The sequence below is a fragment of the Succiniclasticum ruminis DSM 9236 genome (genome assembly GCF_900112895.1).
Taxonomy (GTDB): Bacteria; Bacillota; Negativicutes; order Acidaminococcales; family Acidaminococcaceae; genus Succiniclasticum; species Succiniclasticum ruminis.
This window is the reverse complement of sequence record NZ_FONL01000004.1, coordinates 128,680-151,044: the sequence shown is the minus strand read 5'-3', so window position 1 is coordinate 151,044 and position 22,365 is coordinate 128,680. Positions and strand designations below refer to the sequence as shown.

Below are 22,365 nucleotides of genomic sequence, written 5' to 3'. Positions count from 1 at the left end.
GCTATCTTCGTATCCGGTATTAGCACCCCTTTCGGGGTGTTGTCCCAATCCGGGGGGCAGGTTGCCTACGCGTTACTCACCCGTTCGCCACTAGGATTCTGCCGAAACAAAATCCCCGTTCGACTTGCATGTGTTAGGCACGCCGCCAGCGTTCGTCCTGAGCCAGGATCAAACTCTCCATAATACTTTATAGAAAGCCGATTCGGCTCTTCTTGTTGTTCAGAATTTCTTTGACTTTTCAGGTCTGTCCCCGAAGGGGCTGACCCGCACATTCATCTGGTTCGTTATTCAGTTCTCAAGGTTCCGCCGTCGATTGACGACTTACATAGTCTACAACATCTTTTACATGTTGTCAACTACTTTTTTGATTTATTTTCATAAACCAATCACCCGTCATATGGCGGGTAAGTGTATTTTATCTCTTTTCCTCTAAAAAAGCAAGGGGGTTGGCTGCTGTTTTTAATAAATATTTTTGTTTTTGTGTTATGCCGCTCTTCCCTACACAATCTTTTGTGTTTTTGGAAATTTGGAAATAAATTGTGACAAATACCATCCATTAATGACAAATCAAAGTTATAATGCTATAATGTAGTGTAATATGCTTAAGCATAATTCGATTTTCACTTTAGAAAGATGAGGTAGACATGAAAAGCACTTCTTCATTATTTAAGGGGAAACTTCTGATTACTCTCACAGCTTTATTCACTGCTGCCATGCTTACAGCTTCCTGCGGATATTCCATATCTGATTCCGCTATGGAAGAAGGCCTGGTTCCTGATGCAGTTTCCCAATTTTATGATAATGAAAACAGAATTATCTATACCACCGCTTCGGCGGAACACCGGCTGCCGGTAAAACTGGACAAGATTCCCAAGCATGTCCGGGCCGCTTTTGTTTCAATTGAAGATAACCGGTTCTATGAACACAGCGGCATCGATTACCGCGGTACATTCCGTGCCCTTGTCAGCAACATTATGGGACAGGAAGTACAGGGTGGCAGCACCATCACCCAGCAGCTGGCAAAAAACGCATTCCTGACGCAGGAACGCACGATTTCCCGTAAAATCAAGGAAGCCTTCCTGGCCAGGCAGATGGAAAACAAATATACCAAGGACGAAATTCTGAACATGTACCTGAACCAGATTTATTTCGGGGAAGGTTCTTACGGTGTGGAATCTGCGTCACTGACATATTTCGGGAAGCATGTACAGGACATTGACCTGGCAGAAGCCGCCACTCTGGCAGCGATTCCTAAAAGCCCCAACTATTACGATCCCATGGAGAACCCAAAGGCGAACAAAGAGCGCCGGGATATCGTACTTGATCAGATGGTAAAATACGGGCATATCACTCAGGCTGACGCGGATAAAGCCAAAGCGGAAGACGTAAAAATCCGCAAAGATGAGAATACCGGAAAACAAAAAGATCTGCGTTCGTATTTCTTTGATTATGTTTCCCAACAGATTATCGACAAATACGGTGCAGATGCATTATTTAAAGGCGGCCTGAAAATATATACTACGCTTGACAGCAGCATGCAGTCCAAGGCAGAACACGCAATCCGCTACCTTCCCGATATATGGACGGAAGATCCCGACCATCTGACACAACCCCAGGCAGGTTTGGTCGCTCTCGATCCCACTAACGGTTATATCAAAGCCATGGTCGGCGGCAGGGGTCAGGATAAGTTCAACCGCGCTGTGCTCGCACAGCGGCAGCCCGGTTCCGCTTTCAAAGCTTTTGTTTATCTGACCGCCATGGATAACGGCCTTAATGCGGCTACCATGGTTGACGATAAACCGCTGAAAATCGGCGGATGGCAGCCCCAAAACTCCGGTGGCAGTTTCCATGGTACGGTCACCCTGCGTACGGCCCTGTCTCGTTCTTACAACATCCCCGCAATCCGCGTCGCATTACGTGTCGGTACCGAAAAAGTAATGAAGATGGCAAAGGCATGCGGCATTACTTCATTAGTAGAAGAAGGACCATATACCGATAACAATCCGGCAATGGCTTTGGGCGGTCTTACTAAAGGCGTCAGCCCGCTGGATATGGCTACCGCTTACGGAACCATCGCCAACAACGGCGTACTGAACCAGCCTGTTTCCATTATTAAGATTGTAGACCGCAACGGAAAAGTTCTCTTCGAACATAAGCCTGCGCCTAAACAGGTTGTCAGTGCCAAAGCAGCATATCAGACCACCGATATGCTGAAAGACGTACTGATCAGCGGTACGGCAGGCGGCTCCGGCCTTGGCCGTCCGGCAGCCGGGAAAACCGGTACCACAGATGACTCCAAAGATGCCTGGTTTGTTGGCTATACTCCCAACCTTTCCTGCGCTGTCTGGGTTGGTGACGACAGAAACCGCAGCATGGGAGCCATGTACGGTTCAGGAGCCCCTTTAAGCATCTGGCATGACTTCATGATCAATGCCGTACAGGAATTACCTTATGCGGATTTTGTCCGTCCTGCAGGAGCCGTAACTCCTGTTGGCAAGGATATGGGCAATAAAGAAGACGAAGATAAGAATAAAGAAGAGGAAACCAAACTCCAGAACGATCCGCTGGCCAAACCGCCAAAGGTTGTAAAACCAAAATCTAAAGCAGCTGATAAGCCTGTGATAAGTAACAAACCTGAAAAGAAAACCGATTCTTCCATGAAAAAACCGGCTCCCGTAAAACCCGCGCCTGCAAAACCTGTACCTATTAAACCACAGCAAAAAACTAATAAAAAGTGAAATTGAATCCTAGCGAGAAGCCGGTTATTTACGTTTATGTCTTCGTCGTCAAATGAACTTGTTTATCCAAAACTCAAGATGAAACAAAAACAACTCCTGTAGGCATTGGGCAGCAGGAGTTGTTCTTTTTTATATGGTTATTCTATAAGATTTTTATTGACACGACCGCCGGAAACTATATGATTTCGTTTCGGACTTCTCTTCTACAATTCTTTCGCAAAAGCCGAACCGCCGATAAACTCTTTTAAAATGGAATTGTTGGGAATCATGTCTTCGTCCAGCGGCTCTATCAGTCCTAACAGGCGCAGCAGTCTCCGGGCCGTAAAATACGCAGCCTTTTCCTCCCTGGGCACAGTCTGCAGCAACGGCACCGCAAACTTACGTAAAATTGCGGGTTCGTAGATCAAAGACGTATTGAAGAAAACATCCGCTTCCTCCTGACACGGGAAGATATATTTTTCTTCTCCCCTTCGTACAGAGGGCCACATCTTAATCGTATTCAAGGCATCATGAGAACGGAACTTTGAATCCCGGACCATGCGCCGTAACATCCGCAGGTCTGTCGTATGGATACGGTTAAAGGCATCCAGCGACATAGGAGTCAGAGCGCTGACAAAAATCTTCAGCTTATTTTCGTCCGGAACCGATTCCGTAACTTTGCGGTTCAGCGCATGGATTCCTTCTATTACGAAAACGCTGTTTTCTTTCATGCACATCGTCTGACCGCGGTACTCCCTGTGACCGGTCATAAAATTATAATACGGAAGCATCACAGTCTCACCCTGAAGCAGCCGCTTCAGATGCTCGTTAAACAGAGAGATATCAATCACATCTACCCGCTCAAAATCATAGGTGCCGTCCGGATTCTTCGGTGTATCTTCCCGGTTCACATAATAATTATCCATGGAAATGGGAATCGGGTGTAGCCCATTCACTTCCAGCTGGACGCAAAGCCTTTGATTTGAAGAGGTTTTTCCGGAAGAAGAGGGCCCCGCAATCAGGATAAACTTCAGCTTATCCCGGTGCTGCGTGATATAATCTGCCATAGCAACAAACTTTTTCTCCTGCAGTCCTTCCGCCACACGGATAATCTTGTCAGCTCTCCCCGCCCGGATAATCTGGTTCAACTTGGAAATCGTATTACAGCCGATCATGGCAGACCATTCTTCTGCCTCTTCATAGGCACGGTTAATGCGCCGCACCGTATCCCAGGGCGGCAGTTCGGTATAGTCGCCTACCTCCGGATAATTGATGACAAATCCTTTGTCAAAGGGAATCAGTTCAAAGGCCGACAGATGTTCCGTGCTTGTCAGCAGCGGTTCAAAAAAAGGTTCCCGTATCCCGCACAACTCATAGGCAAAAAGCGTCTCGGACTCCGGGGCCATGTTAATCATCGCCAATACATCCTGCCCCAGATACGGGTCCTGCTTTGCCCTCTCAATCGCTTCCTGCCGGTCTACCGGAAATGTCACTATAGGATGTTTCTCCGCAATGATGCTGCGCATTTTATCTTCCAGCTGCTTCAGCTGTCCCGGATCCAGCGGATTTTTCGGCATAGTACAGTACAGAGCGCTGCCCAGTGAATTACAGACTTCCAGTTCCGTTTCCGGGAACAGATCTTTCATCGCCACATCGCAGACAAACGTGATACTGCGTACAAACGCGCGCATCCCTTCCACGGAATTCATAGGGATAAAAGCCACTTCCCCATCTTCCGCGACCCGGTACGACAGACTGTACTCCTGCCCGTTAAAAACACCGGCCGCAAGGGGTGAATCATACCCTGCCTCAACCTCCCTGCCAATCTCCGCCAGCGTCGTTCCTTCTGCATAATACTTTTTCGTTCCGTCCGGAAATGTGATCAGCAGCATAAAAGACCTCCGTTCATTCATTGTCCTGTCTCTGTTTTACAAAAAAGGCTGAAGTTTCACCTTCAGCCTGATCTGTTTAAGGAACCGTCATCAGACCGGTGTCCTTCTTACTCTAAACAGCAATTATTTATTTTTTCGCAGCTTCCACTGCCTTCAATGCATCGTTCAGTTTCGCGGCGATACCGGGAATCTTCTGCAGCGGGATGGAGCAAAGCGCAATACGCACACCGGCTGCCAACGGTACCAGATAAATGTGGTCTTTATGCAGAATATCGCACACTGCCTGGGAATTTGCGCAGGGAACAGACAGGAAGAAACCTGCAATATACGGAATCATCGGCAGCCCGCAGGCTTTTGCCTCTTCCACGAAAATATCGGCCCGCGCCTTAATCATTTTGTAATAATGATCCCGTTCCGCCTCCACAGCCGTCAGCAACGCATCATCACTATAAATCTGCACCAGCGTGCGCATCGCCGCCCGGTTGTTGTTAGACCAGGTAGCGCGGCTTGTATACTGGTTGATTTCAAAGAATTCTTTCGCCGCCGCTTCGCTGGACGTAACGCAAATCATGGCGCCCAACCGCTGACCGTACATGGTAAAGCCCTTGGACATACTGTACTGCACAATGGCAAGCACCCGCTCCGGAAGATTATCCAGGGCTTTGAAAACTTCGCGAACTGCGTCCTTCTCACCTGCATAATCGATATATGCCGCATCCAGGAACAGAATTGCCTGTTTGCCGGTCTCTTCCGCGGCTTTATTCAGCATGGCCACGACCTGTTCCATATCCTCTGTGGTAAGGCTGTAACCGGTCGGATTATGGGCAGGCGTGTTAATGATGACCATAATACTGTTCTGTTTTGCCAGCAGCGCATTTACTTTTTCCGTCAGTGCCGGCAGGTTGAATGTCCCGCCATCCGTCAGCATCTTATAAGTGTCCAGTTTGCGCCCCATGTCCAGGCACAGCACCTTATAGGCTCCCCAGTACCAGTCTGCGGTGATCACTGTGTCACCGGCTTCGGTATAATTCCAGATTGCATGATGGATACCGCCGGTTCCGCCGGTTGTCGCAACCGCGCTGGTGAAGCCGTTGGGACGGGATTTTCCGAAAGTGGCAACCTGCACCTTTTCCAAAAAGTCAGGAGTGCCGGCGATAGGCGCGTAAGCAATCACTTCATTGATGGGCAGGTTCCGGTATACCGCCTCCACAGTGGGCAGGCAGACCAGCTTGGAATCGTCATCCAGGATGGCACCAATCGTACCGTTCGTTACGTTCTCCGCACCGATAGCCGCTGCGTCAGCCACCGCCAGCGCGTTAGCCGCAAAAATAATATCATTGGCAGCCTTTCCTTTTGCCTGAGGCGCCGCAAAACTGTTATACATATTGAGTCTCCTTTATCCCTTCATATTTTCCAACAACGCCGCAACTTCCGCAAAGCTTTTATTTTTCTTCATTTGGGAAGAAAAATCGGTGCACCACGTTCACGGCTTTCTTCTCATCTTCTTTGGCGATGAGACAGGAAATTGTAATTTCAGAGGTACTGATTACATCTAAATTGATGTTCTCGCTTGCCAAGGCGCCGAACATACGGGCTGCCACACCGGGATTACCCAGCATGCCTGCACCGACAATGGAAACTTTGGCAACATTGGCTTCCACATCCACACGGGCAAAGCCGATTTCATTCTTCAGCTGTTCCAGCACGCCCACCGTGTCTGCCATATCGGTCTTGGTCACGGTGAAAACAATATCATTCTTTTCCTTAACAGCGCTGGTGCTCTGCACAATCATATCCACCGCAATATTTTCCTGGGCCAGCCCGTTAAAAATGCGATAGGCTACACCGGGCACATCGGGAACGCCCCGGACAGTGATCTTTGCAACATTAGAATCGCTTGCCACACCGCGAATGATAAATTTCTTCTCTTCCATCATCGTATACTCCCCTCTGATAATCGTACCTTCCACCCGGTTGAAAGTGGAACGTACATGAATGTCTGTTCCGGTCAGTTCGCCGTATTCCACAGCACGGGGCTGCATAACGCCGGCTCCCAGACGGGCCAGTTCCAACATTTCCCCGAACGTAATCTCTTTTAATTTAATCGCATTGGGTACTACTCTGGGATCGGCCGTGTACACGCCGTCCACATCGGTATAGATTTCACAGATGTCCGCTTTCAGTCCTGCTGCCACCGCAACAGCCGTTGTATCGCTGCCGCCGCGGCCCAGCGTTGTGATATCGCCTTCATCGGTGATTCCCTGGAATCCGGCTACAATTACGACATTGCCTTCGTCCAACGCTTTCATGACGCGGTCTGCTTTCACTTCCATAATTCCGGCCTTGGTGTGGTTCGCGTTGGTACGGATACCCGCCTGGAAACCGGTAAAGGAGATTGCTTTCTGCCCGCGCTCCATAAATGCGCTGGCCAATAATGCAATGGAAATCTGTTCGCCGGTAGACAGCAGCATATCCATTTCCCGCTTCGGCATATGGTCGGTGATACGCCCCGCCAATGTCAGCAAATCATCCGTGGTGTCACCCATGGCGGAAACCACGATCACAATTTTGTCATCAGGCTTCTTTTCACCCAGCACACGATCTACAAGATGATAAATCTTTTCCGGCGTAGCCACACTGCTGCCACCGAACTTTTTAACAACAAAAGCCATAAATCGCCCCTCCTAGAACATATATAAATATTATATCACTATTATATACAGAACCACAACCCATTATTGCAATATCTTGTGATTTTTTAGCACGACTACTCAATAGTTTGTGTGTTCGTACGCTTACTTCACTGTCACCACCGTCACCCCGGCACCACCCCGGACAAGATCCGCCAGCGCGATGGAGGCCACGTTCTTATGGCCTTTCAGATAGGCATGGAGACCGGCCCGCAGCGCGCCGGTGCCCTTGCCGTGTATGATGCGCACCTGGGTTATACCCGCCAGCAGCGCATCGTCGATGGCACGGTCCACAAAGGGAATCGCCTCGTCTGTGGTCATGCCCCGCACATCCGCTTCCTGTTCCGCTGTTTCAGTCTTGGCGGCAAACAGGGCATGGGAGGCACTGCTTTTAAATTTGGAAGGTTTCGGCCTTTCCTGCGGCTTATCCTTCACAAGCAGGCACTGGGACAGCGGCACCGTCATCTTCAGCACGCCCACGGAAACCAGTCCGTCCTTCCCTTTCACTTCCAGGAGCGTCCCGTTCTTGCGCAGTGACTTTACCAGCACTGTCATGCCGGCCCGGGCGTTGTCCGGCGTCAAAGGCGTACCCTCCGGCAGGGGTTCGTCTAAAGCCAGGTGCTTGTCCAGTCGTTTCCGGGCTTCCTCCGCTTTTGCCTGCAGCGCTTTTACATCGATATCCGCTTTTAACGAACGCAGCTCTTTCAGCACCGTTTCCGCCTCCCTGCGGCTGGTGCGGTAGATTTCGTCCGCCTGCAGGCGCGCCTTGCGCAACAATTCATTCTTCTGCTTTTCAAAATCTTTTTTCTGCCAGGCCAGCTGGTTCCGCAGCTTCTCGCTCTCATACCGCAATTCTTCCACTTCCCGGCTGCGGCTCTCAAAACGGCGGCGTTCCCCTTCCAGGCCCTGCAACACATCTTCCATATGCACGTGTTCTTCGTTCAGAAGATCGCCGGCACTATGCACGATTTCCTCTGACAGCCCCAGTCTGCGGCTGATGTTGAAGGCGTTGCTGCTACCGGGCACGCCCATGAGCAGGCGGTACGTGGGCAGCAATGTATCCGGATTGAATTCCACGCTGGCGTTTTCCATGCCTTCCCGGCCGTAGGCAAAGGTTTTCAGCTCACTGTAATGGGTAGTCATCATGGTGAACACGCCCTGTTTTGTCAGATGATCCAAAATAGACATGGCCAGGGCCGCGCCTTCGTTGGGATCCGTTCCGGCACAGATTTCATCTACCAGCACCAGGTCCCGTTCCCGAACTTCCTGAAGAATGCTCACCAGGTTCATCATGTGGCCGGAGAAAGTGGACAGACTCTGTTCGATACTCTGCTCATCCCCGATATCCGCATACACCGCGCGGAACACCGGAAGTTTGGCATTCAGTGCCGGAACGAACATCCCTGTCTGGCTCATCAGGGCAAACAGACCCACGGCTTTCAGCGCCACCGTTTTGCCGCCGGTATTGGGCCCGGTGATCAGCAGCGTGTTAAACGTCTCACCCAGGTTTACATCCAGCGGTACCGCTGTTTCCGCAGGCAACAACGGGTGCCGTCCTTTTTCAATGCGCAGCCCGCCGTTGGACACCAGCTGGGGCTGACAAGCCTTCGTATCCAGCGCGTACAGGGCCCTGGCATATACTGCATCCACATCTGCAGCCACGGCCAGACAGCGAAGCAACGTCTCGCCTTCCGCCCCCACTGCGCCGGAAAGCTGCCGCAGAATCCGTTCAACTTCTTCCTTTTCTTCCGCTATATACCGTTTAATCGTATTATTCAGGTTCACCACCGTCATTGGTTCGATGAACAGCGTGGCTCCTGTGCCGCTCTGGTCATGGACGATACCGGGGAAGTTGGCCCGGTACTCCTGCTTGATAGGGATTACATACCGGTCTCCCCGCATAGTGACCAGTGCGTCCTGAAAATACTTCTGATTGTTGGGGTCGTGGAGTATCTTCTCCAGCTGCGAACGGACCTTGCTTTTTGCCGAAGCAATCCCTATCCGGAGCCCTGCCAGCTTTACGGAAGCAGTGTCCAGTACATCGCCTTTTTCCGAAATGCTTTTCTCCAGCTGGCGCACCAGTTTAGGGAATTCCGCCAGGCTTCTTCCGTACTCCGCCAGGTTCGGGTGGTCATCGCTCTCCGTCAGCAGGAACACTTTCAGCGTACCGAACGCCTGCATGCTTGTCTTTATCTGCATCAGCTCTTCCACGTCCAGCACGCCGCCGATCCTGGCCCGCTTTACTGCCTCCGCAATATTATACAGTCCGCCGAAAGGAAAACGCCGACCGGCATTTATGATCCGCAACGCTTCCGCCGTTTCCATGTGCATCCGCTTTACGGTTTCAAAATCCGAAGAGATGCCAAGAGCCAGCAGTCTGTCCTTTCCCAGCTCAGTAGCCGCCTTTTCCGCGGCACGCATTTTAACTTTGTCAAACTCCAGCGTTTTGACGGCAAAACGCCCTGTAACACGAGTGTTCATAGGATTCCTCTTTCCTTGTTCACAACCTTCCGCCGAAATGAATATAAAAGAAAAACACAGGAAAGACAACGAGAACGAAAACGACCGTTGTCAGCAAAAAAGACGCAATGGTCAGGTCCACATTCAGTTTGTAAAGCTGCGCCGTGATGACAGAATTGATAGCAGCCGGCGTGGCCGCCATAATCAGTAATGAACCCAGCAGCACCTGGTCTGTAAAAAGAAGCCTGAATCCCGCATAAAAAATAACCGGAACAATCACAAAACGCAGCCACAGCATGCTGGTAACCCTGCGGTAATACAGCCCGGCCCGGGAAAAGTCAATCAGGTACCCTACCGGCAGCAGGGATACCCAGGCGAGGATGTGTACCAGATTATGAAACAGCACCCCCAGGATTGGAGGACGTTCGATTCCGCACATCTGCAGCGCGATTCCCGCTGCCATGCCCAGGATCCCGATCTGGTTCCAGGTTATGAACATCTCCCGGAAACTCAGCTGCAGCTTCGCTTTCTTTTCCGCCGCCTTATGCTTTTCATAATAGTATTTTGCCATGGGGAACGCCGCCGCCACCATCAGGATATTTTGGGGTGCCGCTACCAGTTGTACATAAGCAAACCCGGCCTCCCCGTACATGATGAAAGCGCACAGCCCGCCAATGGTCCCGATATTGGAAAGCATGGCGGAAATCACATAGGCGCCCCTGTCCAGATCGTTGTCAAAACCGCCGGCAAACAGTTTCGCGCCGATAATGCCCGGAACGGCGGTAATCAGCACACCGATCAGCGGCAGCCACAGAAGCTGCGCCGACAACGGCAGCACCCAGAAACTCATCAGCGTAAGAACCGTAACCATTACAATCACGTTAAACCTGATCAGCCAGTCGCAGAACCTCCGGGGCATCAGCGTATGCACTTTTAAAAAATATCCCGCCGCCAGAGGCAGCAAAATATCGGTAAACACCAAAAAAATACGGCCCCAGTCCATCGCATTCTTTCCTTTGTTTCTTTCTGAAATATCATTTCCCCAGAGATAGTATATCACCGGCAGGTTAATTTCACAAATGCATATACCAACTCTGACGGACTTTTCACCGGACCGGAAACAGTGAAAAACTTCTTTGGCGTGTTCGCTTTTCTTTTGACAGTTCATGTGTTAAAATAATTGCGAACATCTGTTTCGGAGGTTTTTCATATGACAGAGAATTACGAATACACAAATCTGATGCAGAAACTCAACGCCGCCCAGCAGGAAGCGGTGCGCGCCACGGAAGGCTATGTCCGTGTTATCGCCGGGGCCGGTTCGGGAAAAACCCGGGCCCTCTCCCACCGTTTTGCCTTTCTGGTAAACGAACTGGGTATTTTGCCGGGCAATATCCTATGCGTCACCTTCACCAATAAATCAGCCAATGAAATGCGGCAGCGCATCCACAGCCTGACCGGAGACAACGATACGGGGTACATCAACACCTTTCACGGCTTCTGTGTATCCGTGCTGCAGGAAGACAGCTATGCCGCCGGCTATCCCAAAAGCTTTCTGGTGCTGGATAACTCAGACATCGACGCCATGCTGCAGATCATATACGAAGAGAGGGGACTTACCCTGCGGGACATGACCTTTTCCATGGCCCGGGACATGATCGAAATTCAAAAGCTGTTCAAAAGACCGGAATATTACAGGGACATGATAGCCCTGCCCCTGGAAGCGCTGAAAGAAAAGTATGACGCAGCAGCCCGGGCAGAGGATATCATCTTTTTCGGTTATCTCTATCAGGAAAAGAAATGCTTCGGCCTGGATTACAATGACCTGATCAAGTTCACGCTGCATATTTTCAAAGAACGGGAAGATATCCGTCTGAAATGGCAGCAGCGGTTGGAATACATCATGATCGACGAATTCCAGGACATCGACGCCCTGCAGTATGAACTGATGGAAGCGCTGTGCGCCTGGCACAGGAATTTGTTCGTGGTGGGCGATCCGGACCAGACTATCTACACCTGGCGGGGAGCGGACGGGCGTTTCCTGATGGATTTTGCTGCAAAATTCCCGGGCACACAGACTGTCATGATGATGGAAAATTACCGTTCCACCCCGGAAATCCTGGCAGTCGCCAACTCCCTCATTGAAAAAAACAAATACCGCATCCGGAAGGAACTGCTGCCCCGTCGTACCGGCGGCGCACCGGTGGTCTGCCACTTTGCGGACACCCAGGAAGGCGAGGCAAAGTGGATCTGCGAAGAGATCCGACGCCTGCAGGCAGAAGGCGTAGATTATGCGGATATCACCCTCCTGTACCGGGCTCACTACGTGACCCGGGCCATCGAACAGGTATTTCTGGAAGAAAAGATACCCTACACCATTTACAGCGGTGTGCAGTTTTTTGACCGGATGGAAATCAAGGATGCCCTCAGCTATCTGCGGATGATAGCCTACAAGGACGACCTGTCCTTCCGGCGCATCGTCAACGCGCCCAAGCGCAACATGGGTAAACGCCGGCTGGCTTTTCTGGAGGAATACGCGACGCAGCACGGGGTTACTTTATACCAGGCCCTTACGGAAACCCTGGACGATTCCATCTTTAAAGGGACCAAAGCCGGTCAGTTCGTATCACTGATAGAGCACTACGCCGCCGGATATGAAGACCGCCCCGTTTCTGAGATTCTTTCCGCCATTCTGAACGAAAGCGGTTACGAGAAAATGCTGCGCACGGAAGGAAGCCAGGAACGTCTCGACAATGTAGCGGAACTGAAGCAGTCCGTTTATGAATATGAAACCACCTGTGGCGAAGAAGTTTCCCTGCCCCATTACCTGGCCCATGTGGCCCTGTTCACCAATGCGGACGGCGCCGAAGCCAAAGGCAAAGTGAAGCTGATGACGGTTCATGCAGCCAAGGGGCTGGAATTTTCTACAGTGTTCCTGTGCGGCATGAACGAAGGTATCTTCCCCTCCCGCAAAGTACGGACCAAGGAAGCGATGGAAGAAGAGCGGCGGCTGGCTTTTGTAGCCATGACCCGCGCCAGGAACAGACTGTATTTATCCCGGGGAGCAGGTCGCAACTTCGACGGCTCACCCCAGTATCCTTCCCGCTTTATTCTGGATATCGACCCGCATCTGTTCCACTACACAAAAGAGCCCCGGGCGGAACTGATCAAAGAAGCCAGGGAATACATCGGGTACAGCCAGAAGTACATGCCGGAAAAGGAAAGCGACGTGACATTTTCCATCGGGCAGCGTGTGCGCCACGCCGTGTTCGGCGACGGCACCGTCACCGATGTGGACAGAGACAAGGGCGCCCATGTAGTGCAGTTCGACAATATAAAAACGCCCCGAAGCATTTCCTTCAGGGCGAAGCTGGAAAAAATATAACCCAAGCTGTAAAAGTTTATCTGTTATAACACTCCCCGGTAATAATGGCCCCTTGTGGTACCCGGCAGGTTTTCCACTGCATCGCCATGCATCACCAGTGTTTCTTTAAACTTTTTCACTAACTCCCGCAGCTGGTCCGGCCCGTACGTTCTTCCGTCAATGCGCAGCCTGGCAATGCCCATGTCCCGTAATTCCCCCAGGCCGCCTAATACAGACAGATCCTGTGAATTCAGCACATGCATACGGCAGAACTGGTCGCCTGCCAGGCGGAACCTTGCGTCCTTCCGGTCGTGCAGATAGATTTCTTCTTTGCATTTGAAAGTGCAGGCGCCTTTATCCAGATTACCCAGAAAGCTTCCGCCTGCGCAATACTCAGATACCATCATCTCAATGGGGCCCTGCACCAGGCATTCCAGCGGCAGCGGGCTGAACTTTGCCAGATGACTCAGCTGCCCCATATTCAGCTCCACGGACAGAGTCGCGCCTGAGGCTCCCGCTTCCTGCCAGAACTGAAGGCTCTGGGTATTGTAAATGTTCAGGCTCATATCCGCCCACAGCGGCGTCTTCAGGTCCAAATCCTTTGCCAGCTGCCACAGGCCTGTATTATGAACATACAGCAAATCGACACCGCAGGCTTCCGCCTGCTGTAAAAACTTCGCAAAAAAGCCGAGCTGGCCTTCTTTCACGATACGGGGTGTGGAAAAAGCAACACGACGTCCGGCGTTGTGTACCAGTTTCGCCGCCGTTTCATAATCGGTAAAGGCTACATCCCTCGAAGTATATCGGTCACCGCCGAAGATGATCCAGTCCGCCCCGCCCTCCAGAGCCGCTTTCACTTTGTCTACCGTATCGGCCCAGACCGTAAGCAGGGGCTGGTCTGTTTCCACGCTGTTGTGTGAACCGGAATGTTCCAATTCATGCAGCCAGCGGTGCATCACATTTTTATTCTCTACCGGCACCCTGGCAGGTGCAAAGGCCTCCAACCTTGCTTTGTCCAACGCTTCGCAGGCCCGGCGGCGCGCTTCGTTGATCTCACTCATAGGCACCATAAGGCCTTCGCCGATTTCTGTTTCCAGTTTATCCAGTTCGTATTCCGTGGTTCCCAGACGGTCAATCTGTTTACGGACAGCCGCTTCATCCAGTGCATGCTTCCGTGCCGGTTCCGCGATAAAATCTGTCAAGGCGGCACCGGTGTTGCCGTCGGCGTCTGTCAGTACGACTTCCAGCGGATTTCCCATACGCACAGTTACTTTTGCCGTAACGGGTATCCGCTTTTTATTTTTCTCTCCGTAGAACTGCCCGGCGTAAGCCATCAGCCCGCTGTCCAGGGTACGGAAAACACGATCGTTCAGCCGCACGCCTTTCGGAACATCAATCTCCGCCAGAGATCCCGCTGCTGCCTCTTCCACTATCTTCCCACTGACCCGGAGCGTATTGACAGTCGTGCCGACGCGGCCGCCAACTTTAACCCAAAACTCCAGTCCGTCGCCGGTGCGGATCGCCTTGTCAAGCTTCACCAACGCTTTGGTACGGTCGTTGTTCAGTTTCTGCACACGGCCGATGAGCACTCCCCGGTTATTGGGACGGCGGTCGCTCATCATCAGACGGCCCTGATGTTTTTCCAGGTAGGCCGTAGTGAAATCCCGGTTAAAAATCTGCTCGATGTTAGCCAGATCCTTCGCCGGCACTTCGTAGGCCCCGCGTTTGTAGCTGTCCATGGCCCGGCGGTACGCGTCCACCACCACTGCCACGTATTCCGGCCGTTTCATGCGGCCTTCAATTTTATACGAGATGACGCCGGCTTCGATCATCTGCGGCAATATCCGCAGTGTGTTCAGATCCTTCGGGCTTAACAGATATTGCCCGGCATCTTTTCCTGCCAGCAAATCTTTTCCGTTCTTATCCACCAGTGTGTACGGCAGACGGCAGGGCTGGGCACAGCGTCCCCGGTTCCCGCTGCGGCCGCCGATCAGGCTGCTCATGAGGCACTGACCGGAATAACATACGCACAGCGCGCCGTGGATAAACGCTTCAATCTCCAGACCGGTCTCACAGGCTTTCTTTAAGTCCGACAGGGACAGTTCCCGGGCGGGCACTACCCGGACGATCCCGTGTTCCGCCGCAAAGCGCACACCTGCGGAATTGGTCACCGTCATCTGGGTGGAAGCATGCAGAGGCAGCCCCGGCACCAGTTGCTGCGCCGCCCGGATGATGCCCATGTCCTGGACAATAATGCCGTCCACACCCGCGTTATGCAGAAATACCAGATAATCTTCCAGTTCCGGCAGTTCTTTATCATCCACCAGCGTGTTCACCGTCACGTACAGACGGACGTGATGCATATGGCAGAAATAAACTGCTTTCGCCATTTCCTCCCGGTCAAAATTGCTGGCATAGGCCCGGGCCCCGAACGCTTTTCCGCCTAAATACACCGCATCGGCCCCGGCATTCACTGCCGCTTCCAGCGCCTCCCACGTGCCTGCGGGAGCAAGTAATTCAATCTCTTTCTGCATAATCGGCTCCTGTATTTAACGAAAGCAGCACCGGCACAAGGACGATGCTGCTTTTATAATTTTCAGCTATCTTTGCGTTACGCTCTGTTTCTATTTACATAAAACAGAAACAACCATACGCAAATAATATAAAACTATTTAACTATTATCGTAACATTACACTCCCGGACACCGGCAATTTTTTCCCAGGGACGCTGATAACTCAGCTGCAACCGGTAAGTTCCCGGCAATTTTGCTGCATAAAACTGAAACTCCAGCCCCGGTGTGCCCGTCTGTTCCTTCTGGGAATTAGAAATCATAAACGAACTGCCGGCTTTTACAATACCGTTAGCCGGACCGCCGGAAACGGAATTCACCCACCGGAAGCCGGTGCTTGGATTCGCGTTCAGCTTAAAGGCAAACAAATCGCCCTGCTTTAACGCCAGAATCTTACCATCACTGTTCTCTGTCAGCTTCCATACTGTGATAAGTCTGCCTATATCACCGATACGGGACAGGGGCAGCAACTCCTGATAGGAAAAGACACGGTCATATGCTGCGCCTTTTTTCTCTGCAAAAGCAACTCCGCTTTCTGTAAAGAGTACGTTCTCAGCATTCTTGCCCAACAGTTTTTCCCGCTCTTCTCCACCGAAAAAGAACTCATCCAACGAAAATTCCCGCCCGGTAGTCAGGTCAATGTTGACCGCTCGGACATAACTGCGTTTGTTGTTACTGCCTTTCAGCAGTACGCTTACAAGGCTGGGACGGTTCAACGTCACTTCATAGGTTACCGTGCCCTTTTTACCTACTTTGTCCGCTACATCGTCTGCCGCGCTGCGTAACACATTATTGGCAGCTCGTTGAAGTGCTTCATCGTTAGCTCCGTCAATTACAGGCCTTTCCATATGGATCTGTTTTCCGTCTTTAATTTCTGTCAAAACAGTGGTAGGCTGATCCGCAAACACACTCTGGCAGAACAGCAGCAAAGCCGCCAGCAACGCACCTGCTAATTTTTTCATGAGTCCTCCTGCTCAAAATACCACAAGGTCTCTCACATTTTTTCTGCAAAGGCAATGGCCTGATCCATACGTTCCAGCGTTTTCTCCTTACCCAGCAGCATCATCACATCAAACATGCCCGGGGTTACGGTACGTCCGGACAAAGCCAGTCGGCTGGGCTGGATTACCTTGCCCAACGCCACGCCTTCTTCTTCCGCAATGGCATTGTACAGTTTTTCCAGGTCTGCTTCGTTAAACTCTGCTTCTGTTGTCGCCGCCACACGTTCCCGGCACTTTTTCAACAGGGCTACGCCTTCTGCATTGAAGAACTTGCGGGCGCCTTTTTCATCAAACGTGTCAAAATCCTTAAAGAAATATGTGGAAGCATCCACAATCTCCTGCAGCGTTTTCACACGGACACGCACCACTTCCACCAGATGGGTCAGGTACTTCTGGTTTTCTTCGTCCTGCAACCACTCTTCGGTAATGAGACCGTCCTTCACAAAGAAAGGCTTCGCATCATTGACGATGCGTTCCAGCGGCAGGCTCTGCAGATACTGGCCGTTAATCCAGTAGAGTTTTTTGATATCATATACTGCCCCTTTATGGGACATTTTGTTCATGTCAAACTGTTTGACCGTTTCTTCTTTGGTGATGATTTCCTGATTGCCTTCCGGGGACCAGCCTAACAGGGTCAGATAGTTCAGCAGCGCTTCCGGCAGATAGCCCATCGCCTGGAACTCTTCTACGGACTGGGCGCCATGCCGTTTGGACAGCTTGCTGCGGTCCGGGGCCAGGATCATGGACATATGTCCGAATTCCGGAACGGGGAAACCCAGGGCTTCATACAGCAAAATCTGCTTCGGCGTATTGGGAATATGTTCCTCCGCCCGCAGCACATGGGTCATGCCCATCAGATGGTCGTCGATGACAACGGCAAAGTTGTACGTCGGCGTGCCGTTGGTCTTCGCAATCACAAAATCATCAAACTGCGTCAGATCAAAATCCATGCGGCCATGAATCATGTCTTTCACCCGCATGTTTCCTTTCATGGGTATCTTGAAACGGATGGAATGCGGTTCGCCCGCTGCGATCCTGCGTTCCACTTCTTCTTTGGAAAGGTTGCGGCAGGTACGGGGATAACGGAACGGCTGCTTCCGCTGCCGCTGGAGCTCACGCTGGGCTTCCAGTTCTTCCGGCGTGCAGAAGCAGTAATAGGCCTTCCCTTCGTCAAGCAGCTGCTTAAGATACTTCTGATAAATCTCCGTACGCTGGGACTGGTAGTACGGTTCACTGGGGCCGCCCACTTCCGGGCCTTCGTCCCAGTCCAGACCCAGCCATTTCATACTGCGGATGATCTGGCCTACCGAACCTTCCTGGAAACGGGAAGGATCTGTATCTTCAATACGCAAAATCAGTTTGCCGCCCTGACTTCTGGCAAACAGCCAGTTGAACAGACAGGTACGGGCACCGCCCACATGTAAATTTCCCGTAGGACTGGGGGCAAAACGTACACGAACTTCACTCATGGTAACTTACTCCTATCCTTTGCCTGCAAATTGTTTTGAATCAAATGTTTCCCGAAAACAATTTACAAAAATCATCTCATTTTTCGCAATTTATTTAATCTGTCCTTCCACAACGCCCCAGGCAGCCTGCAACGCTTCATCTACTTTTTCCGCGTCCTTGCCGCCGGCCTGCGCCATATCCGGGCGGCCGCCGCCGCCACCGCCGCAGATGGCAGCCACTTCTTTCACGATTTTGCCGCAGTGGATGCCTTTGGCCACCGCGTCTTTGTGAGCCATGGCCAGGATGCCGATCTTACCGTTTTCAAAAACGGAAGCCAGTACCACCACGCCGCCGGTCTTATCCCGGAGCTGGTCGCCCATAGTGCGCAGCGCATTTACATCGGACACACTCACCTTCTGCACCAGTGTGTTGACGCCTTTAATCTCTTTCATCCGGTCTGCCGCGCTGGAAGCCGCTGCTGCAGCCATCTTACTCTCCAGTGCTTTAACTTTCTGGCAGGCGTCTTTCGTTTCAGCCAGCAGCACGTCCAGACGCTCTTCCACGTCCGTATTGCGGCAATGGAGTTTGGCTGCCACATTGCCAATGGTCTTTTCCAGTCCTTCCACATACTGCAGGGCGCCGAAACCGGTCACCGCTTCAATACGGCGTACGCCCGCACCGGTGGAAGACTCGCTGACAATCTTGAAGAGACCAATCTGGGCCGTGTTGCTTACATGTACACCGCCGCACAGTTCCATGGAGAAATCCGGAACGGTAACGACCCGCACCACGGCGCCGTATTTTTCACCAAACAGCGCCATCGCGCCGCGTTTCTTTGCTTCTTCGATCGGCACTTCTTCAAAGGTTACGGTCTTGGCCGCCAGAATCTGTTCGTTAACCATCTTCTCCACCTTCGCCAGTTCTTCCGGCGTGACCTGGGAGAAGTGGGAGAAGTCAAAATGCAGACGATCCGGACCCACATAGCTGCCAGCCTGGTTGACATGGCTGCCCAGTACGCTCCGCAGGGCTGCCTGCAACAGATGGGTAGCAGTATGGTTACGGGCAATGTCGGATCTCCGGACAGTATCCACTTTATAGGTCACTGCGTCCCCAACCGCAATGGTACCCTCTTCCACCGTACCTGCCATATAGGTTACGCCGTCCGGCAATTTCTTTGTTTTGGTCACCCGCATCAGACCGGCCGGAGCTTTGATCACGCCGATGTCGCCCAACTGGCCGCCGCCTTCCGCATGGAAACCGGTCACATCCAGAATGACGGCTGCATCCTGTCCGTCAGAAACCGCATCCACCGGCTGGGCATCCGCCACCGGATAGATTTTCATCACTTTGCCGGCGTGGGCGGCTTCGTCAACTTTTAATTCTGCCGCATTCAAATCGCGGTCATTGTACAAAACCGGACGTCCGGTTTTATCGTCACGGGCATCCCGGGCCATCTTACGTTGCACTTCCAGGGCTTCCGCAAAACCTTTTTCATCCAGGGTCATGCCGTGTTCTTCCAGAATTTCCGCCGTCAGTTCCTTGGGGAAACCGAAGGTGTCGGAAAGTTTAAAGGCAACGTCCCCGTCCAGTTCAGTTTTGCCAGCTTCCTGCAGTTTTGTAATTTCAACATCCAGCATGTCGCAGCCGCTCTTAAGGGTTTTCAGGAAACTGCTCTCTTCCATGTGAATGACTTTCTTGATATAATCCTGTTTCTCACGAATCTCCGGATAGTGGTCGCCGTACATGGAAACCACCACATCCACCGCGCCGCCCAGGAACTCATGGTCGATACCCAGCAGGCGTCCGTGACGGACAGCCCGGCGCAGGACGCGACGCAAAATATAACCCCGGCCCAGGTTGGACGGCAGAATACCGTCGCCGATCATAAAGGTCAGGCTGCGGGCATGGTCCGCAATCACTTTCAGGGATACGTCAGATTTCGGGGACGCGTTGTACGCCACACCGCTTTCCTTGCAGGCATATTCGATAATGGGGAAAATCAGGTCCGTCTCAAAGTTGGAAGGCTTGCCCTGCAGCACAGAAGCAATCCGTTCCAACCCGGCACCTGTATCGATGTTTTTATGTTCCAGCGGCGTGTAAGTGCCGTCTTCGTTCTGGTTAAACTGGGTAAACACCAGGTTCCACAGTTCCAGGAAACGCCCGCAGTCGCAGTCCGGTCCACAGTCCGGTTTGCCGCAGCCCCGTTCCGGGCCTAAATCAATGTGGATTTCAGAGCAGGGACCGCAGGGGCCGCTGCCGATTTCCCAGAAGTTGTCTTCCAGGCGGATGATGCGCTCGTCAGGAATACCTACAACGTCGTGCCAGATCTGATACGCCTCATCATCGGAGGTATGAATGGTAATATACAGCTTATCCCCGGGCAGTTCCAGCTCTTTGGTCAGAAATTCCCAGCTCCAGGGAATAATCTCTTTCTTGAAGTAATCGCCGAAAGAAAAGTCTCCCAGCATTTCAAAATAGGTATGGTGGCGTGCCGTACGTCCCACGTTTTCAATATCGCCGGTGCGCACACACTTCTGGCATGTGGTCACACGGGGAGACGGCGGCTTCATCTTCCCAGTAAAGAAAGGCTTGAAGGGAGCCATGCCGGCGCCGATCAAAAGCAGGGTCGGGTCATCCTGGGGAATCAGGGACGCGCTGGGCAGCCGCATATGCCCCCGTTCTTCAAAAAATTTCAAAAACCGTTCGCGGAGTTCATTGCCGCTCATGTACTTCATAGGTTCTCTCTCCTTTTGCGTTTATAAAACATCTTACTATTATAAACAAATTATACTAACTATAAAATTATACGCAAAATCACGGATAATGTCAATTGAACTGCGCAGAAAAAGGCAATGCAAAAAAAGAGGAGTGGGCTTTCCCCACTCCTCTTTGCAGTCCAATCTATGTCAGTTCTTTTTCTGTTTTGTTACTGCTTATTTCCCTATCTTAGCTTCCAAACGGGCCAGGGCTTCCTTCAGGGCCTGAATTTCAGCCTTGTTCTCCGCATTTTCTTTTGCATGTGCTTCCTTCAATGCTGCAATCTCCTCATCTTGCGCCGCAATCTTCCGCGCCATAGCCGCCTTGCTGGTACCAAATCCCTTCCCTTTATCCATCGCAAAGCTGATACCCGCGTTGATCATGTTCTCGCCGTTGCCTATTGCGCCACCTACACTCAACATAATCTTCTCTGTAGGACGATAGAACATGCCGATCGCCGCCGAATGCGCGCTCCGGTAATTGCCGTAGCCCAGGCCCATGGTGAACTTATCGTCTGTGTCAATGGGGTGCAGTGCTGCCAGAGCCGCTGCACCTGCGCCCACCTTATTGATACGGCTGTCCAGCTTGTTGATACTGTTGCTCATGTTCACCATGTTGGTGCCAACTGCATCTTCAATAGCACGGTTCATCTGGCCGACCGTAGCCGCATCCGTATCGTCCTTACCGTCCGCCACGTGTTTAATCTGGCGTTCGCTGCCGTCAGAACCCACAGACACCGCGCCGGATTCTGCCGTTGATTTGTTGCCCAACACCACGGCGTCATCCACGTCAGCCGTTACATTGCTGCCCAGTACGAAGGTATTACCGCCGCTGATCGTGTTGTTATTACCAATAGCATAGCTGCCCTCGCCACTTACATCGTTAGGATCGCCAATTGCGCCGCTGTTAGCACCGCTTACCTTGTTTCCGAAACCGATGGCGATACTTTGCGTACCGGCGGCCTCGCTTCCTTTTCCTACAGCAATCTTATTGCTCTTCTCGCCCAAAGAAAGCGCTTCCTTGTTCAGATACTCATACACCGTGCCGCCCTTGACCAGTTCCTTAGCTTCCGCTTTCACCTCGGCGTCCGCCACTACACCGTTTTGTTCCTCAACAACACTTTCTACATCGTCAACAATCTTTTTGATCGTTTCCGTGTCTTTCGCCAGTTCTTTCACATCGCCCAGCGCCGCCAGAGCTTCCTTGTTGCTGTCGGCGGTAGCTTTCACTTCCGCCAGCGCGGTTTTATCTGCCTTTTTGTTCAGCAGCGTATCGGTTTCCTCTTTTGTGTAAGCGTCTTCAATGCCATACCCCTTCAGGGTATTTGCCTTGTCCGCCTTCTTTGCCAGCGCGGTTTCATTAGCCGTTACTTTTGTTCCCAACGAAGAAATGTTATTGGCGTTCTTGTCAATGGCCGTCTTGTTGGAAGCGATGTCCTTTATGTTCTTGTCAATGGCCGTCTTGTTGG

12 protein-coding genes and 1 rRNA gene are annotated in these 22,365 nt (G+C 51.8%); 2 read left to right on the top strand and 11 right to left on the bottom strand.

Translation table 11 applies throughout. The features are described 5' to 3' along the window. Nucleotides 1-184: ribosomal RNA gene (locus tag BM159_RS05110) — 16S ribosomal RNA — on the bottom strand; the annotation flags it as partial. 460 nt (nucleotides 185-644) lie between these two features. Here BM159_RS05110 and BM159_RS05105 point away from each other — a divergent pair. Then, nucleotides 645-2,738, top strand: coding sequence for a penicillin-binding protein 1A (locus BM159_RS05105; protein WP_245763644.1), 2,094 nt, complete (start codon nucleotides 645-647; stop codon nucleotides 2,736-2,738). A 203-nt stretch (nucleotides 2,739-2,941) separates the two neighbouring features. On the opposite strand, the gene BM159_RS05100 is transcribed toward BM159_RS05105, so the two are convergent. The 5 genes from BM159_RS05100 to BM159_RS05080 all read right to left on the bottom strand — a co-directional run bounded on the left by BM159_RS05100 (nucleotide 2,942) and on the right by BM159_RS05080 (nucleotide 10,762). Continuing rightward, nucleotides 2,942-4,609, bottom strand: coding sequence for a nucleoside kinase (locus BM159_RS05100; RefSeq protein WP_177205920.1), 1,668 nt, complete (start codon nucleotides 4,607-4,609; stop codon nucleotides 2,942-2,944). A gap of 127 nt (nucleotides 4,610-4,736) precedes the next feature. Continuing rightward, nucleotides 4,737-5,993, bottom strand: coding sequence for a pyridoxal phosphate-dependent aminotransferase (locus tag BM159_RS05095; RefSeq protein ID WP_093913169.1), 1,257 nt, complete (start codon nucleotides 5,991-5,993; stop codon nucleotides 4,737-4,739). A 58-nt stretch (nucleotides 5,994-6,051) separates the two neighbouring features. Then, nucleotides 6,052-7,281 carry an aspartate kinase gene (locus BM159_RS05090; protein WP_093913168.1) on the bottom strand — a complete coding sequence of 410 codons (1,230 nt, stop codon included), beginning with the start codon at nucleotides 7,279-7,281 and terminating at the stop codon, nucleotides 6,052-6,054. A gap of 123 nt (nucleotides 7,282-7,404) precedes the next feature. After that, entirely contained in the window at nucleotides 7,405-9,780 is a 2,376-nt protein-coding gene (locus BM159_RS05085) for an endonuclease MutS2 (RefSeq protein WP_093913167.1), read from the bottom strand. 19 nt (nucleotides 9,781-9,799) lie between these two features. After that, entirely contained in the window at nucleotides 9,800-10,762 is a 963-nt protein-coding gene (locus BM159_RS05080) for an AEC family transporter (protein WP_093913190.1), read from the bottom strand. A 207-nt stretch (nucleotides 10,763-10,969) separates the two neighbouring features. On the opposite strand from BM159_RS05080, the gene BM159_RS05075 reads away from it, so the two are divergent. Continuing rightward, a complete protein-coding gene (locus tag BM159_RS05075) occupies nucleotides 10,970-13,141 on the top strand; it encodes an ATP-dependent helicase (protein WP_093913166.1) in 2,172 nt (723 codons plus the stop codon). Between the two features lie 23 nt (nucleotides 13,142-13,164). Here BM159_RS05075 and BM159_RS05070 read toward each other — a convergent pair whose 3' ends face one another. From BM159_RS05070 to BM159_RS12210, 5 genes are all read right to left on the bottom strand, one after another. Further along, nucleotides 13,165-15,654, bottom strand: a complete 2,490-nt coding sequence (locus BM159_RS05070) for a U32 family peptidase (RefSeq protein ID WP_177205919.1) — start codon at nucleotides 15,652-15,654, stop codon at nucleotides 13,165-13,167. Between the two features lie 134 nt (nucleotides 15,655-15,788). Then, complete coding sequence (locus BM159_RS05065; protein WP_093913164.1) at nucleotides 15,789-16,652, bottom strand: protease inhibitor I42 family protein; 864 nt, start codon at nucleotides 16,650-16,652, stop codon at nucleotides 15,789-15,791. 32 nt (nucleotides 16,653-16,684) lie between these two features. Further along, nucleotides 16,685-18,160, bottom strand: coding sequence for a glutamate--tRNA ligase (gene gltX, locus BM159_RS05060; protein WP_093913163.1), 1,476 nt, complete (start codon nucleotides 18,158-18,160; stop codon nucleotides 16,685-16,687). A gap of 90 nt (nucleotides 18,161-18,250) precedes the next feature. Next, on the bottom strand, nucleotides 18,251-20,875 hold the full coding sequence (gene alaS / locus BM159_RS05055) for an alanine--tRNA ligase (protein ID WP_093913162.1): 2,625 nt from the start codon (nucleotides 20,873-20,875) through the stop codon (nucleotides 18,251-18,253). Nucleotides 20,876-21,073: 198 nt separating this feature from the next. After that, nucleotides 21,074-22,365, bottom strand: a 1,292-nt coding sequence (locus tag BM159_RS12210) for a YadA-like family protein (protein WP_177205918.1), incomplete at its 5' end; no start/stop codon positions are given.